This is a genomic window from Corynebacterium striatum (assembly GCF_016728105.1).
Lineage (GTDB): Bacteria > Actinomycetota > Actinomycetes > Mycobacteriales > Mycobacteriaceae > Corynebacterium > Corynebacterium striatum.
The window spans coordinates 1,832,742-1,848,805 of sequence record NZ_CP068158.1; the positions used below are offsets into that span (position 1 = coordinate 1,832,742).

Consider the following 16,064-nt stretch of genomic DNA (forward strand, 5'->3'; position numbering starts at 1 on the left):
TCCTAACGCTGTTTGAGCAGGGCGGTGAGTGGGCGGAATGGCTGCAGCCAGGCGCCGCCTTCGGGCAGATTGTCCAGGTTGATGCGCGGCAGCGGCTCGCGGAAGACGCCCTCGATGTCCTCGAGGTCGACGAACTCGATGTCTTCGTGGGTCACGGCCCAGGAGGCGTGCTCGTGGAAGCCGAGGACGCACACCGGCTTGCCTTCGGCGGCGAGTTCCTCGAGGAGGGACTGGAAGTTTTGGCCGTCGGCGGAGGCGACGATCACGCTGTCGAGGTTGTCGCGGTTTTCCTGGATGTAGGCGATCATGTCGGGATCGACGTCGTCGTCCTCGTGCAGCTTGGGCTTGGCAAAGACCGCGAAGCCTACGTTGCGGATGGCCTCGACCCAGGGGCGGATGACATCAGCGCCACCAGGGGTGACGTTGGTGAAGACCGCGGCCTCGGGGCGGGCGTCGTTTTGCAGGGCGATTTCTACGAGCCAGCGGCCGATGGCGTCGAAACGCGGGCGATGCGCCGCAGTGGGGCGGCCGCCCAGAATGGCGCCGAGCCCCATGTCCATGTTGGGGGCGTCCCAAACAAGCAGATAAGAGCCGGCCATTATTTCTTCTCCCACAGGTACTCGGTGATGACGTGGTCTTTTTCGAGTCCTTTGCCCTCGAACTTGGTGATGAGCTGGCGGTCGGTCAGCTGCGGGCATTCGGGCCAGGGCCAGCCCTTGAACTCGAGGCTGGGCTCGACGTCGACAAGCTCTGTGATCCACTCGGCGTAACCGGCGTGATCGGTGGCTACGTGCAGGACGCCGCCCTTCTTCAGGCGGGAGGCGAAGAGGTTGAGCGTGCCGGACTGGATGATGCGCCGCTTGTGGTGGCGGGCCTTGGGCCAGGGATCCGGGAAGAAGACGCGGATGCCATCGAGGGACTCTGGTGCGAACATGCGGACCATGACCTCGATGCCGTCGCCGCGGATCATGCGGATGTTGTCGATGTCGTTGCGCACAACGGAGCCCAGTAGCTTGGCCAGGCCAGGTTTGTAGAGCTCAACGGCGATGATGTTGGTGTCCTGCTCCTTCGGCGCCATCGCGGCGGTGGAGGTGCCGGTGCCGGAGCCAATCTCAACAATGGTTTTGGCGCCGCTGCGGCCGAACCATTCGTCGAGGTCGATGCGCTCGTCGGCGAGCATCTTGCCCAGGCGCGGCCAGTGCTCTTCGAAGAGGGCGTTCTGGTTGTCGGTGAGGGTGCCGCGGCGGAAGGTGACGTTGCCGAGGCGTGGGTAATCAAGATCGTTGCCGAATTCAGCGTTGAAGTCGGTCTGCAGCGGGCGGCCGTGTGGCATCTCGCCAGCTGGGGAGTTTTGAGGATTATCTGCAGTATTCATTGCCCATTATTGTTCCCTGTGTCTGGGTAACTAACAAAGTGCCGCGCCGCTAGGCCAGGGGGCATTCGTACGCATATTACGCACCGGATATAACCGGGTTGAGCTGCGAGGGGGTAAGTTCTTCCGTACAAAATAACGCGGTACTCGCGACATTTCAGCCCCATATTGGGGTGGGCAAAAGTCACATATGCTTAATGTCACACCGGCGTACGCTTGGTTAAGTTGTGGTGAACGGTGTGGATATAACCACATTGGCTTTGAATGCCAAAGTTTAGCGGTAATTCACACCGACGTGGGGTTAATCTTGAGGTGAATGACCCATGGGGGACGTGTGCTCTGACTGTGTGCAGCGCATGGCCCTTGGCGATATACAACCTCACGAACCGGACCACTAGGAGATTCTTAGATGACCGCCACCATTAAAGGCCTCGTTGGCGAGCTGCCAACGAGCAACGAAAAACTCATTTCTTGGATTAGCGAAAGTGTCGAACTATTCCAGCCGGAGCGAGTGGTCTTCGTCGACGGCTCCCAGGAAGAGGCAGAACGTCTCACAGCGGAGCTTGTGGAAAAGGGCACCCTCATCAAGCTGAACGAGGAAAAGCGTCCGAACTCTTACCTCGCTCGCTCTAACCCGTCTGACGTCGCACGTGTTGAGTCCCGCACCTTCATCTGCACGGAGACCGAGGAAGGCGCTGGCCCCACCAACAACTGGGCACCGCCGGCAGCCATGAAAGCAGAGATGACCGAGGCATTCCGCGGCTCCATGAAGGGCCGCACCATGTACGTGGTTCCTTTTTGCATGGGGCCTATCAACGATCCTGACCCGAAGCTGGGTGTCCAGCTCACTGACTCCGCGTACGTGGTCCTGTCCATGCGCATCATGACCCGTATGGGCGCACAGGCGCTGGAGAAGATTGGTGCTGAGGGCGATTTCGTCCACGCACTGCACTCCGTGGGTGCTCCACTGGAGCCGGGCCAGGAGGATGTGACTTGGCCGTGCAACGACACCAAGTACATCACCCAGTTCCCAGAGACCAAGGAAATCTGGTCCTACGGCTCTGGCTACGGCGGAAACGCCATCCTAGCCAAGAAGTGCTACGCGCTGCGCATCGCTTCTGTTATGGGTAAAGAAGAGGGCTGGATGGCTGAGCACATGCTCATCCTGAAGCTGACCAACCCGGAGGGCAAGAACTACCACGTTGCGGCGGCTTTCCCGTCTGCTTGTGGCAAGACCAACCTCGCCATGATCACCCCGACCATCCCGGGCTGGTCTGCGGAAGTTGTGGGTGACGACATCGCGTGGCTGCACCTGCGCGAGGACGGCCTTTACGCCGTGAACCCGGAGAACGGCTTCTTCGGCGTGGCGCCAGGCACCAACTACGATTCCAACCCGATCGCCATGAAGACCATGGAGCCGGGCAACACCATCTTCACCAACGTCGCGCTGACCGACGACGGCGATGTCTGGTGGGAGGAGATGGGCGACGCTCCTGCGCACCTCATCGACTGGCACGGCAACGACTGGACCCCTGAATCCACCACAAAGGCTGCTCACCCGAACTCCCGCTACTGTGTCCCGATTTCTCAGTGCCCAACTGCCGCACCGGAGTTCGACGACTGGAAGGGTGTCAAGATCGACGCCATCTTGTTCGGCGGCCGCCGCGCGGACACCGTTCCGCTGGTCACCCAGGCATTCAGCTGGAACCACGGCACCATGATCGGCTCCCTTCTGGCTTCTGGCCAGACTGCAGCTGCCGAGGGCAAGGTTGGCGCACTGCGCCACGATCCAATGGCGATGCTGCCGTTCATCGGCTACAACGCTGGTGACTACCTGCAGCACTGGATCGACATGGGCGTCAAGGGCGGTGACCGCATGCCGTCCATCTTCCTGGTTAACTGGTTCCGCCGCGGCGAAGACGGCCGCTTCCTGTGGCCGGGCTTCGGCGAGAACTCCCGCGTCCTGAAGTGGATCGTGGACCGCATCGAAGGCAAGGTCGACGCCGTCGAGACTGTCGTGGGCAACACCGCTCGCGCTGAGGACATCGACATCGAGGGCCTGGACTTCGACATCGAGGATGTCCGCGAGGCGCTGGCCGTCAACGCCGCTGACTGGGCTGGCGATATGGAAGACAACGCCGAGTGGCTCAACTTCCTGGGCGGCCGCGTTCCGTCCGAGGTCTGGGATGAGTTCCGCGCACTGAAGTCGCGCGTCGAGAACGCCTAAGCCAAAACTTAGGGCCTTCCCGCCCACCATCATGGTGAAGCGGGGAGGCTCTTTTGCATGCGAGAGAACTCTAGGCGCGCAGCACGATGACGAGGTTCGAAGTTAAGAATTCGCGCAGCACAGGCACGCGCGTTACCCACCACGCCCAGCTGGGGTGGTAGCGCGGAAAGGTGAGCAAAGCGTCATGCGCGGTGGCCCAGTCGAGGCCCTGGCGCGCGGAGACGTCGAAAAGCGAGGTGCCAAAGACGTTCTTTGGCGGGTGCCCGTGGCGGCTGGTGTAGCGATCGCGGGCGAAGGCGCCGCCCACGTAGTGCTCCCACAGGCCCGTCTCGTGGCCGCCGAAAGGCCCCAGCCACACCGTATAGCTCAAGATCACCAGCCCACCGGGCCGGGTCACGCGCAGCATCTCTTCTCCCATATCCCATGGATGCGGGATATGCTCGGCCACGTTGGAGGAGTAGGTGACGTCGAAGGTGGAGTCGGCAAAGGGCAGCTGCGTGCCGTCGCCGCGCACCGCGTTGGCCAGCTGGATTCCCGCGGCCGACATCTCGCCCGCATCGGGCTCAATGCCAAAGTAGCGCGCCCCGCGCCCAGCGAAGGCCTCCGCGAAGTAGCCTGGCCCGCCGCCCACATCGAGCACGCGCGCCCCGGAAAGGGAGAGGCCGAGGTCGGTGCAGAGGGCGTCGACAAGCAGGGCGGTGTCGGAGGCCAGGCCGCCGTAGAAGATGTCAGGCCGGGTCTGTTCGAAGCGGAAGGAGCGCAGCAGCCGCCACGAACGCGCAAGCGTGGCCATGGCGCGGGTTTGTTTCATAACCCACTAGGCTAGTAGCTCGACATGAAAATTCTTTTACTGTGCTGGCGCGATTCCACCCACCCACAGGGCGGTGGCTCGGAGCGCTACCTCGAGCGAGTGGGTGAGTACCTGGCGGCGCAGGGCCACGAGGTGGTCTTTCGCACCGCCCGGCACATGAACGCCGCCAAGCGGGAGCGCCGGGCGGGCGTGCTCTACTCCCGCGGGGGAGCGAAGTTCAGCGTGTATCCGCGCGCGTGGCTGGCTATCCTCGCTGGCCGGTTGGGGTTGGGGGAACTGAAGGGCGTGGACGTCATCGTCGATACCCAAAACGGCATTCCCTTCTTCGCGCGCTTGGTCTCGCCAGCGCCGACGGTTCTGCTCACGCACCATTGCCACCGTGAGCAGTGGCCGGTTGCAGGCCCCCTGCTGGCGCGCTTGGGCTGGTTCCTTGAGTCGAAGGTGGCGCCGCGGGTCTACCGTAATAGCCCCTACGTGACGGTCTCGCGGGCCTCGAAGCACGACCTCGAGGACCTAGGCATCAGGGGCGCGCGCATCATCGAAAACGGTGTGGATCCGCTGCCCGCGCACGTGCCGACGCTGGAGCGTGAGACCGCGATTCACCTGGTCACGCTCTCGCGGCTGGTGCCGCACAAGCAGATTGAGCATGCCATGGACACCGTGGCGCGCATGCCGGGCGCGGTCCTCGACGTCATCGGTTCCGGCTGGTGGGAGGCGCAATTGCGCGAGTATGCCGCGTGCATCGGGGTGGCCGAGCGGGTGCGCTTCCGCGGCCAGGTCACGGAGGATTACAAGCACGCTTTGCTCGCGCTTGCCGACGTCCATCTCATGCCCTCGCGCAAAGAAGGCTGGGGTTTGGCAGTGATGGAGGCCGCGCAGCACGGCGTTCCCACGGTGGGTTACACGTTTGGCTTGCGCGATAGCGTGGTCGCCGGGGAGACCGGCGTGCTCGTCGATACCGAGGACGAGTTCGCCCACGCCGTGCAGAAGCTGGTGGAAGACCCAGATGAGCGGCGTCGTTTGGGCGAGAATGCCCGGCAGCTGGCGGCTAGGTACTCGTGGGAGAAGACTGGCCAGGCTTTCGAGAAGCTGCTTGGCGAGCTAGTGGAAAAGCAGCGCTAGCAAGCAGGAGCCAGAGCGTGGTCAGAGCCCACGGCACCGCGGGGGCAGGCGCGGCGGTCTCGGCGACGATGCGGCTATCGACCACCACGGCTCCCACCCCGAGTTCCTCCAGGGCGTCCATATCGCGGCGCTGCCAGGCATCGTGGGCGGCGACGTAAGCCGGCTGGGCTTGGTCCACTACCACGCCATCGACGATGAGCTCGCCCGACTCGAGCTTGTTTAACGCCTTGGAATACGGGTCCACGGCCACGCCGCCACCGGGCAGGCTCACCAGCGAGGGGCGGTCGGGGAAGAAGGCGACGCGGCCGTCGAGGGCGTCGACAAGCTGCTGGTCCACCACGGGTTGTTCGGAGCGCGGGGCGAGCACGGCGAGGTCGCGCGGGGCGCCGGGGGCTTGCAGGAGGCAGGCGAGGAGCCCTACCGCGGCAGGCAGATTCGGCAGCGCCCCCAACCCCGCGACGTAGAGGGGGATGGCGAGAAGGGTGAGCTTGGAGGCGTCGCGAAGCAGGCCCGCGCCAGGAACGTGCGCGATAAACCACCCCAGCGCGCCGGGGAAGAGCCACGTCCCGCAGGCCAGGCCGAGGCCGAGGGCGGCGAGGAGGTAAAGGGGGCGCCGACAAGCATGCTCTAGGTGCCGGGACCCCATGAACGCCAAGGCCGCGACGGCTAGGCCCGCGAGCGCGAAGCGGGAGGCAGGCACGGCGTCGGCGCTCCAGATTCCGCCCAAGCCCAGCAGTGCGCCCCCGGTGCCCACGAAGCCTTCCGCGCGGGGAGCAAAAGCGGCGACCTGCGCGGCTGCGGAACCAGGTGCGGAGTTGTTGGACAGCGCTGGCACCAGCCACGGCAACCAGAGCAACACGCCCCCTGCGGCAATCCGGAAGCGGCCGGTGACCAGCGCAATCACCACCCCGAAGACCCCGCCCGTGGGAGTCAGCGAGGAGGCCCAGAGCGCGAGCCAGGAGACGGCGCGGCGTCGGTTAAGGCAGGCCCACGCCAGCACTGGCGCGAGCCACGCGGCTACCGCCAGCGACCACTGCCCCTGCAGAAGGCGCTCAAGAACGAAAGGATTGGCCACCGCACACGCCATCGCGGCAGCAGCCGCCAGCGGAGTGTGCGCCCACTTTGCCGCCCCCCACGCACTGGCCAAGGCGCTGGCCAGCACCAGAACACGCGCGAACCAATCGCCGCCCAGCAACGCCAAGACCCCATCTTGCGGTGCGTTGCGGGCAGGCAAGGTACCCAGCCCAAAGTTCGTGGCCGTCAGGCCCGGGTGGTGGAGCAACGCCATGTCACGCCACAGCAGCTCGCCCGGCACCAGGAAAGGCCAGCACACTGCGCCGACGAGCAGGAGACCCCACGCGACAAGGACGCGGCGGCTCCAGCTATGCGCGGTCACGGTGGCGGCGCATGTACAACGAGGCAGCATAGGCAAGCAAAACCACGCCGATAACCTTGCCGACCCACCCCACGATGCTCAGGATCTTCGCGCTTTCAATCGTGGTACGTACCGAATCGAGGCGCTCCTGCTTGGTGGCCTCGGACCACGACATGTCGGCCTGGAAGAGCGCGCGGTCTGCGGTGTCATTTTCTTCCACCATCTGGCGGGCTTGGTCGGCGTCGGTGGCGAGGAAGATCTTGATGTCCTCGTGCACGTCCAGGATGGTGCCGGTGGTGGGTTCAACCCATACGTCGCGCTTGACGGTGTAGAAGGGCTCGAGGATGACATGCTCGGTGGGGCTCAGCCCGAAGCGCTCGAGGGACTCCGGCTTAAACATCGCCTTCGCAGGGCCCGAGCGGCGCAGCTGCTCTAGGTTGTCCTGCTGCGCAAAGCTCAGCGAGTCCACCACTGAAACCGGGTCGATTTCCTGGTGGAAGGAGTACGTGGGGATGGTCTCCCGCTTCTCCGTGCCCGTGAAGTCGATGGGCGCGGCCGTCTGCGTCATCGGGTCGAAGTACGGGTAGCTGCGCTGTTCTGCCTTGGCAGGGAAGAAGTAGCTGATGCCGTCGCGCTCGAAGTCCATGGAAGAAGCACCCGTGCCCAGCGTCGTGATGTTGAACTGCTGGGAGCTATTTAATCCTGGGATGGGATAGGCAGATTCGCGGTTGAGCAGGGAACTCTCGTTGAACTCCGCGATGGTCTTACCGTCGGCCTCGACCTTGAGCGAAGAATTTGCGGAGGCCACGGCGTCGTCGTTAGTAGCGGAGGTGGTGGTGACGCGCTCGAGCGTGGTCACCCGGTCCTCGATATAACAATAAAGCGGAGCCTGCTCCGATTCGCAGGCCGGGTCGCCGTGGGGATCGGCAGGCTTCTCGTGGTGCAGCGCGCGCAGGATGTTCAGCGCGGGCCCGGTGGCGGGCTCGGTGGTGACCGTGAAATTAAGGTTGAGCGGCAGCGGACGGGCCTGATTCTTATACAGCGGCGGGAGGACGGATCCAAGTAGAAGGAAGACAGTCGCGGCGACGATCACCCTCGTCATCCGCGAGCTCCAATTAATCAGCCGCTTCATTACAGTAAAGTTCCAATCAGTTCGCTTGTGGCGTCATGGCCCTATGAATCTTAGCCGGAGGAAGGAGAAAACCGTTTTGGCTTCCTCAAAGACTGTACCCTGCCACCTTCCCGAGCTGGATGGATTGCGCGGATGCGCGGCCTTGGGGATCGTGGTCACCCACGTTTCCTTCCAAACCGGCACTGGATGGGGGATTGTGGAGCGCTTCGATTACTTCGTGGCGGTCTTTTTCGCGTTGAGCGCTTTTTTGCTGTGGCGCCGCCGCCATCTGCACACTACCCAGGATTATGCCTGGTCACGCGTGGCGCGTCTGGCGCCCGCCTACCTGGTGTGCGTGGTGCTGGTGCTCGCTTTGCTTCCCGACGCCCACTCCGTCACCCTCACCCAAGTGCTCAGCAACCTCACGAGCACGCAGATCTACGTGGTCGATGGCCTCGCGCCGGGTCTGACCCAGCTGTGGTCGCTGTGCGTGGAGTTCGCGTTCTACCTCGTGCTGCCGGCCCTGGCCTGGCTCATGAGGGGGTGGAACCGGCAGCAGCGGATGGCGGCCTTTCTGGCTGCAGCAGTGCTGAGTTGGGGCTGGGGTTTTGTGCCCTTCGTGGCGGACTTCGACAAAGGTGACGTCAATTCGCAGATTTGGCCGCCGGCGTATGCGTCCTGGTTCGTGGTGGGGTTGCTCGCTGCAGAGGCGGAGGGCCTGCGCCTTCCGCGCTGGGTGGAGCGGGCCCTGCGCATTCGGTGGGCGTGGTGGCTGCTGGCGGCAGGTTGCCTGTGGCTGGCCAGCCGCGAGTGGTTTGGCCCGCGGGGGCTGGAGCATCCGGAGCCGGGCGAGTTCGCGCGGCGCATCATTGTCGGTGCAGTGTTCGGTGCGTGCGTTTTGGTGCCGGTGGCGCTGGCCCCGCGCGCGGAGAAAAGCGTGTTGGCGAGCGAGGTTTTCCAAGCGCTGGGCCGCTGGTCCTATTCGCTGTTTCTGTGGCACGTTGCGGTGCTCGCGGTGGTCTTCCCGCTGCTGGGGGTGCCGATGTTTAGCGGCTCGGTGGCCCATTTTGGCGTGGTCCTCGTGGCCACGGTGGTGCTGAGTCTGCTGGTGTCGGCGGTGAGCTATGTGGTGGTGGAGGAGCCGGGGCGTCGGTTGTTGCTCGGCCACAGCACGCAGGCCAAGGCCGCGGCGCACAGGCAGGTCACCAAGACGGAGTCGCCGGCGTAGGCGCCGCTTGCCCAGGGGGCGCGGGCAAGCATGGCGCCCGCGGCCAGTGTGAGGGAGGCCGCCAAAGGAGCCGCGCTTAACGACGTCCACCTCAGCACCGCCCATGCCGCCACCCCTGCCAGTACGGCGGGCAGCCCCAGCAGGGTGAGGGTGCCCAGCCCGCATAGCGCCGCCACGGTGTGCGTGGATGCGTTGTCGGCGGGCAGCCAGGGCTCGCGTGGACGGCGGCGAAGTGCGAGCAGGCAACCGGCTACCGTGAGCAGTGCCAGCGCTCCGCCGAGACCCAGGGCCACCTGGTAGGCACGCTCGGCGACGAAGCTTTGGCGGAAGCTTCCGCTCGCGCCCGCCGGAATGACGTAGGCCTGGCCGCCGGCGTTGATCTCCCGGGGCTGCAGGTCCATGCTGCCGGTGGGGGAATCGAGGTGACCGCGCAGGCCCTCGTTGAAGGCGTCGCCGGTGATGAGGAGGCGCTCGGTGGAGGCGGCGGTGATGTCCCGGCCGGTGGCCGGGGTGGTGCTGGGCGGATTCCAGCCCTTTTCGCGCAGGCTTATCCACGTGCCCGTGGTGCGGACGCGGTGCTTGCCGGGGCGCAGGGTGAGGGTGTCGCCGGGGTTATAGCGCGCGCCGTCGATAAGCACGGTCTTTGTGGAATCGAGCGTGACCTGCATGGAACGCGGTGCGGTGAAGTCGCGGATGAGGATGCGGGAGTCCTGGAGCAGCTGCTGGAAGAAGAACTGCCGCACGTCCGGTGAGGTGTCTGGGACGGTGACCACGCGCTCTATGGGCGAGCCCATGACCTGTGCGTTGGCGATTCCCACCCGCTCTTTGAGTTCGATGCGGATAGAGTGCGTCGCACCGCCGGGCACGCGCACCTGGCGGGAGCGATAAGGCTTGAGCTTGACCTTGACCTTGGCGCTGCCCGAGCGCACGGTGACCTCGGTGTGGCCAGTGGCCAGGAGATCGATGACGGGGGCGTCCCAGGCGGGCGTTTGGGGGTCCTTGTTGAGCTCGAGCCAGCCGGTGTCGCCAGGCGTTGGCCACCAGGCGGTGGAGTTCTCCCCGTCTACTGCGGAGGTGATGGAGCGCGCCGTATTGGCGCCGCCGAAGGAGTCGGCGTCGGCGGCAGACGAGGAGGCGCGGACCGTGCCGCCGTGGGACTCCACGGTGGTCAGCGGGCCTGCGGAGGGGTAGTCGCGCAGGCGGTTGTTCACGGTCGAGGGATCCTCAGCGCCCAGCGGGGCGGAGATGGGTCCGTCGAGGGTGCCGTAGTTGCGGTCGCTCAGGGTAGGGGTATCGGTGACGATGTCGGCGTTGCCCTCCACCAGCTCATACGCAGGCCGGTTGGCCGAATGCGCATCGAGGAAAGCCAAGGACTCGCCGCCGCCTGCGACGCGTACGGGCTCAGTGGTGCTGAGCGCTCCCGCGGAGTCTTGGTGCGGCAGGATGATGACCTCAACCTCGTCATTGGGGCCGAAAGCGTGGACCTGGCCGCCGTAAGAGGAGGCGTTGCGCCAAGCGGCTAGCTGCGAGTCGTCGCGGCCACTGGCCCCCTCGGTGGAGGCGAGGTCGTGGCGCAACAGGATCGCCCCGATACCTTGGCGTTGGAGTGCAGCGGTGCCGGTGCGGGGATCGTTGTGAAGCGCGGCGACGACGCCATCGAGACCGCGGATGGCCTCGGGCGGAACCAGAGGGATGGCGTCGCGGACGGCCCAGGGGACGTCGAGAAGCGCCTGCGCCGGCTCATCGCGGGTCCAGCCCCAGTCTTGGCGCGCGAAGGAGGACTCGGGGAAGAGCAGCGTGCGGGTATCGCGGGCGGTGGCGTTGAGAAAGTCCGCGGCCTCGTGCCAGTAGTCGGGGACCGCGGAATAGGCGCCCTTGGGCAGGAGGCGGCCGGTCCACGCGGGCGAGAAGGAGGCACAGGCGAGCGCCGCCACCAGCACGGCAACCGCCTGCTTCCGGGAGGGACGCAGCCACGCGCGGCCCGAGTCAGGCAGCGGAAGGGGGGCGGTGGCCGCGGCGAATCCGAGCAGGAGCGGGATGCGAACTAGGGGGTCGAACTTGTGGAGGTTGCGCAGCGCCGCGAGCGGGCCGTCGAGAGCATGCAGGTACCACGCGGCGTGGGTGCCCAAGATGGCGATGCCCACGCACAGCATCACCGGCCATACGCGGGGCAGGCGGCTAAGCCCGTACAGGCCCACGGCCGCCACCGCGATGGTAACCAGAACGAAGAAAGGCTCGACGGCTAGGGCATATCCGGCGCTGCGCTCCGTGTCGACGAAGGGCGCCCAGCTGGTGGTGCCGCGCAGAATCTCCGGCAGGTTGAGCCAGCGGGTGGTGACAAAAGAGGACTCGATGAACTCGGTAAACGGAGGGGCGTAGCGGCCGAGTACTAGCAGCGGCACGATCCACCAGACCGATACCGCGGCGCAGCCGGCGAGCCAGGCCAGCCCGGGGCGCCAAGCGCGGCGATAGAGCAGGACCACGGCGGCGGGCACGCAGGCCGCGAGCGTAGCCGTGGCATTGACCGCACCCATCAGCGCCACGGGAATGATAGCGGCCGCGGCGTCGCGCCAGTTCAGCTCGCGGCGCAGGAAAGGTAGCACGACCCAAGGCGCGAGCATGACCGGCCAAGTCTCCGAGGAGATGGCCCCCAGCGTGGTTAGCGCGCGCGGGGAGAGCGAGTAGAGCAGCGCGGCCAAGAAAGGCCACCAGCCGGGCGCTTGCCGAAGCGACGGCAGAGCGGCGAAAAGGAGCCGATGGAAGCCCCAAAAACCCACTCCGAGGACGAGCCACCACCACAGGCGCTGGGCTATCCAGTCGGGGAGGAAGTCAGTGAGGAGAAAAAACTGGCCCTGTGGAAACAAGTAACCGTAGGCCTGGTTCTGCAGCTGGCCCAAGGTGAAGACCTCGGTGTAAGCGTGCAGGGCGCCGCGCAGAAACCCCAGTGGGTTCGCGGCGAGGTCATGTTTGGTGTCGGCGACGGTCAGCCCAAAAGGCTGGCTAAAGACAATAAGCGCTAGCACTAGCAGGCCGACAAGGCGCCAGCGCAGCTGCGGGCGGCGGGCTATGCCGCGGGAGAAAAAGCCACGCACATTAGTTGCGGGAGCCGTACTCCGGGCCACCCATGACGGCGTCGGAAGTAGACACAGCGTTGCCTGCCGGGACCACGTCAGCGTTGGAGAACTGCGCGATGCCAATCACCGTAATGACGCCGAGGGCGATGCCCACGACGGTGCTGCCCACGGCTGGGCCGAGGGTGCGCTTGTTGAGGGAGTCCGTCTCGAGTGCCATGGTCCTAGATACTAGCAGCTACACGGCGCAATTCCTGTACGAATCGCGCCGGGGATGCGACTAGCTGTGGGCCTCGGGTTCCTCGTCGTCCTCGTCGTCGTCAAGCTCGGGCGGAACGATGAACACCGGAAGGCCCGCATTACGCACGATGTGCTCGGCAGTGGAGTTGGTCCACCAGCCGCGGAAGCCGCTGAGCGCGCGGGTGCCGGTGACGATGACGTCGACGTCGAGTTCTTGCGCGGCGTCGACAATGGCGGAAGCAATCGTGGTCACCGACTCCACCAGGTGAGCGCGGCCGCTCAGCCCCAGGCTCTCGGCGACCTCGATGCCCTGCTTGCAGATGCGCAGCGCCTCCTCGTAAGCGGGATCGTCCTCGACGTTATCCGGCGCTACGGTGGACTGGTGCAAACCCGTGCGGCTCACGGCACGCGCGGCCTGGCGGGCAACCGGCTCCCACGCCGTGAGGATTTCCACGCGGCGCGGGCGCAGCAGGCGGGCCGCATGCTCCATGGCGCGGGCAGCGCGAGTGGAGCCGTCATAAGCAATCAACATGGTCTCTGCGTTACTCATAGGGGCCATAGTAACCCCCTTCACGGCCGCTGCGTGGCCAATCGTGCACACTGGAGGGCATGCATCTTTCCCATTGCTTCCGTCCCGCGGCTGAATCTGCAGCCGCTTTTTCGCGTCCGCAGGTACGAGTGCGCGCAGCTGCTGTACTCGCCGCGGTGGGGCTCGGAAGTACCTTGGTGGCTTGCGCGGATGAGGAGGTCGCGCCGCCGGAAAACACGGCGTCGTCAAGCGCCAGTGCTACCCCACAGACCAGCGCCGCGCCCGCCGCAACGGACCGCCGGCAGCTGGCGGCCTCCCTGCTCATGCCGCCGGCCGTCAACTACGACGACGCACGCGAGAAGCTCGAAGCCGGCGCGGGCGGCATCTTCATCCCCAGCTGGGCGGACCCGAATCTGCTCACCGAAGAGGGCCGCAACATCGTGGCCCTGCGAGAGGAGCTGGGCCGCGACTTCAAGGTCTCCATTGATTTTGAAGGCGGCCGCGTGCAGCGCTTCTCCGAAGTCCTCGGGGAATTCCCGGCCCCGCAGCAGATGGCCGCAGACGGCAGCCCGGAGGATGTGGAGAGGATCGGCGCGGAGATCGGCCGCGTGCTCAAGGCACACGGCATCAACGTGGATTTCGCCCCGGTCCTCGACGTCGACGGCGGCGGGCTCGAAGTGGTGGGGGACCGCTCCTTCTCCACCGATCCGGCGCAAGCCGGTGAGTATGGCGCAGCCTTTGCCCGCGGCCTTGAGTCGGCCGGCGTCGAAGCCGTGTTCAAACACTTCCCAGGCCACGGGCGCGCCTCGGGGGATACCCACCTGGCTGAGGCCGTGACCCCGCCACTGGAGGAGCTCTACACCCACGAGTTCGTGCCCTTCGAGAAAGCCGTCCCCGCGGCCCCTGGGGCCGGCCTGATGATGAGCCACCTCGCTGTGCCGGGCCTGGGCGATGGCCAAACGGCGGCTTCTATCAATCCGGCCGCTTATAAGCTCGCGCGCGAGCATCTGCATTTCGAAGGCCCCATTTACACCGATGACCTGGGCGGAATGGCGTCTATCGCGGATACGATGGACGTGCCGCAGGCGGTGGTCGCTGCGATTGGGGCGGGTGCTGACATGCCCTTGTGGTCCACTGACGGGGGCTTCGACGCGGCTATCGACGCCGTCGTGGCAGCCCTCGATGACGGCACCTTGACCGAGGAGCAACTGCAAACTTCTGCCCGGCGTCTGGCCGAGTAAACGGGACCTTACTAGGAATGTTGCAGCTCGAACGATAGTCTTTAAGGCGTGAAAAAGGCAGTAGGACAGCAAACTGGCAAAGGCTGGCGCATCACCCTCGGCGTGATCGTCGGCCTTCTCCTGATCGCGGGCATCGCCTACACGTGGGACGTTATTGCTAATCAGGGCAAGGTTCCGCGTGCGACGTCCGTGGGCGGTGTGGACATCTCCAGCATGGAGCGCACCGCTGCGGTAGAGAAATTGGAGCGCGAGCTTGGCGACGTCGAGACCAAGCCCGTCAACGTCACCTCCGGGGAGAAGTCTTCCCAGTTAGTCCCTGCCGAGTCAGGCCTGACCCTGAACTACCAGAAGGCCGTGGACGGCATTCCGGATGCTTCCTATAACCCGGTGACTCGTCTTTTTAGCTTCGTAAAGGCCACACAGGAAATCCCGGTCGCCGTTGATATTGACGACACTGCACTGGATGGTGCGCTGGAGCGCGTGAAGAACGAGCTCTCCTTCGCACCGAAGGATGGCATGCTGGAGCTCAACAACGGCCAGCTTAAGGTGACCAAGCCAGTGCTGGGCCAGACGGTGGAGCCGGATGATTTGAAAAATGGCATCACCGAAAACTGGCTCGACCCGGCGGGCGTTGAGGTAGAGCCTGTCGAGGTGGAGCCCGCTATCAACGACGACGCGATTGAGGCGATGCGCACTGGCGACGTCGCCAAGGCCCTCGACAACCCGCTCACCATCAACGGCGAGAACAACGTCGCGGGCACGCTGCGCAAGGACGAAATCGCGCAGTTCGTCTCCATTGAGGCGAAGGATGGCAAGCTGGAGCTGAAGGTGGATACGCCGAAGGCGCAGCAGCTTTTCGAGGAGCGCATGGATGGCGCGCAGGTGCCAGGCCAGAATGCCAAGATTTCCTTCAGCGGCGACAAGATGAATGTGACTCCATCGGTCGATGGCTCGATTATCGACTGGGAGAAGACCTTGAAGGACTTCGATAAGCGCGTCAAGGGCGACGAGCGCACCTGGGATGCGGACTACAAGCCGGATCCGGCGGAGTACACCACCGAGATGGCGGAAAAGGCCACCTTCAACGACACCGTGTCGGAGTTTTCCACCGGCGGTTTCTCTGGCGCATCGGGCGAGAATATCCGCCGCGTGGCGGCGCAGGTCGACGGCGCTGTGGTCAACCCAGGCGAGACCTTCTCCCTCAACGGCTACACCGGCCCGCGCGGCACGGCGCAGGGCTACGTGGAGTCCGGCATCATCATCAATGGACACTCCGGCACTGCGGTCGGCGGCGGCATCTCGCAGTTCGCCACCACGCTCTACAATGCCGCTTACTTCGCCGGCTTCGAGGACGTGGCCCACACGCCGCACTCTTACTACATCTCCCGCTACCCGGCCGGCCGCGAGGCTACCGTGTACGAGGGTTCCATCGACTTGCAGTTCAAGAACACCACGAACACCCCGGTCCGCATTGAGACCGACTTCGGTGGCGGCAAGATCACCGTTCGCTTCAAGGGCGTGAAGACCTACAATGTGGAGTCTGTCAACAACGGTCGCTGGGCCACCACCCAGCCAACCCGTATGTCGGTGGGTGAGAATTGCTCGCCGTCGTCAGGCGCGCCGGGCTTTACCACCTCGGATACCCGCATCATCAAGGACCTCTCCGGCCGCGAGGTATCCCGCGAGACCACGACTACGGTCTACGACCCGCAGCCAATCGTTTCCTGCGGTTAGGCA

13 protein-coding genes are annotated in these 16,064 nt (G+C 65.1%); 5 read left to right on the top strand and 8 right to left on the bottom strand.

What is annotated here, in order from left to right; genetic code table 11:
- Positions 1-2: 2 nt before the first annotated feature.
- Together I6I72_RS08625 and trmB are read right to left on the bottom strand one after the other, a co-directional pair.
- Positions 3-599 (bottom strand): NYN domain-containing protein, encoded by a 597-nt coding sequence (locus I6I72_RS08625; RefSeq protein ID WP_005529510.1) that lies wholly within the window; start codon positions 597-599, stop codon positions 3-5.
- Entirely contained in the window at positions 599-1,375 is a 777-nt protein-coding gene (gene trmB, locus I6I72_RS08630; RefSeq protein WP_005529512.1) for a tRNA (guanosine(46)-N7)-methyltransferase TrmB, read from the bottom strand. Before trmB ends, I6I72_RS08625 begins: the two co-directional genes overlap by 1 nt.
- A gap of 406 nt (positions 1,376-1,781) precedes the next feature.
- On the opposite strand from trmB, the gene I6I72_RS08635 reads away from it, so the two are divergent.
- A complete protein-coding gene (locus I6I72_RS08635) occupies positions 1,782-3,599 on the top strand; it encodes a phosphoenolpyruvate carboxykinase (GTP) (RefSeq protein WP_049146808.1) in 1,818 nt (605 codons plus the stop codon).
- Between the two features lie 70 nt (positions 3,600-3,669).
- Here the strand turns inward: I6I72_RS08635 and I6I72_RS08640 are convergent, their stop codons facing one another.
- Positions 3,670-4,410, bottom strand: a complete 741-nt coding sequence (locus tag I6I72_RS08640; RefSeq protein WP_049062263.1) for a class I SAM-dependent methyltransferase — start codon at positions 4,408-4,410, stop codon at positions 3,670-3,672.
- Positions 4,411-4,434: 24 nt separating this feature from the next.
- On the opposite strand from I6I72_RS08640, the gene I6I72_RS08645 reads away from it, so the two are divergent.
- Positions 4,435-5,532: a glycosyltransferase family 4 protein gene (locus tag I6I72_RS08645; RefSeq protein WP_049062264.1), complete on the top strand. Its 1,098-nt coding sequence runs from the start codon at positions 4,435-4,437 to the stop codon at positions 5,530-5,532.
- On the opposite strand, the gene I6I72_RS08650 is transcribed toward I6I72_RS08645, so the two are convergent.
- Together I6I72_RS08650 and I6I72_RS08655 are read right to left on the bottom strand one after the other, a co-directional pair.
- Positions 5,459-6,928, bottom strand: a complete 1,470-nt coding sequence (locus I6I72_RS08650; protein ID WP_100622351.1) for a hypothetical protein — start codon at positions 6,926-6,928, stop codon at positions 5,459-5,461. The two genes, I6I72_RS08645 and I6I72_RS08650, sit on opposite strands and share 74 nt — an antisense overlap.
- On the bottom strand, positions 6,915-8,009 hold the full coding sequence (locus I6I72_RS08655; protein ID WP_236081448.1) for a DUF3068 domain-containing protein: 1,095 nt from the start codon (positions 8,007-8,009) through the stop codon (positions 6,915-6,917). The genes I6I72_RS08650 and I6I72_RS08655 overlap by 14 nt, the downstream gene beginning before the upstream one ends.
- A gap of 106 nt (positions 8,010-8,115) precedes the next feature.
- On the opposite strand from I6I72_RS08655, the gene I6I72_RS08660 reads away from it, so the two are divergent.
- Positions 8,116-9,246, top strand: a complete 1,131-nt coding sequence (locus tag I6I72_RS08660; protein WP_049062267.1) for an acyltransferase family protein — start codon at positions 8,116-8,118, stop codon at positions 9,244-9,246.
- Here I6I72_RS08660 and I6I72_RS08665 read toward each other — a convergent pair.
- Genes I6I72_RS08665 through I6I72_RS08675 form a run of 3 tightly spaced genes read right to left on the bottom strand, consistent with a single transcriptional unit; the run spans position 9,141 to position 13,107 of the window.
- Positions 9,141-12,338: an alpha-(1->3)-arabinofuranosyltransferase domain-containing protein gene (locus I6I72_RS08665; RefSeq protein ID WP_192831340.1), complete on the bottom strand. Its 3,198-nt coding sequence runs from the start codon at positions 12,336-12,338 to the stop codon at positions 9,141-9,143. The two genes, I6I72_RS08660 and I6I72_RS08665, sit on opposite strands and share 106 nt — an antisense overlap.
- Position 12,339: 1 nt before the next feature.
- A complete protein-coding gene (locus I6I72_RS08670) occupies positions 12,340-12,537 on the bottom strand; it encodes a DUF2613 domain-containing protein (RefSeq protein WP_005529528.1) in 198 nt (65 codons plus the stop codon).
- Positions 12,538-12,597: 60 nt separating this feature from the next.
- Positions 12,598-13,107: a universal stress protein gene (locus tag I6I72_RS08675; RefSeq protein ID WP_034657125.1), complete on the bottom strand. Its 510-nt coding sequence runs from the start codon at positions 13,105-13,107 to the stop codon at positions 12,598-12,600.
- Positions 13,108-13,166: 59 nt separating this feature from the next.
- Between I6I72_RS08675 and I6I72_RS08680 the strand changes: the two genes are divergently transcribed.
- Complete coding sequence (locus I6I72_RS08680) at positions 13,167-14,327, top strand: glycoside hydrolase family 3 N-terminal domain-containing protein (protein WP_049062268.1); 1,161 nt, start codon at positions 13,167-13,169, stop codon at positions 14,325-14,327.
- Positions 14,328-14,375: 48 nt separating this feature from the next.
- Entirely contained in the window at positions 14,376-16,061 is a 1,686-nt protein-coding gene (locus tag I6I72_RS08685; RefSeq protein WP_172954283.1) for a VanW family protein, read from the top strand.
- The last annotated feature ends 3 nt before the right edge of the window (positions 16,062-16,064 follow it).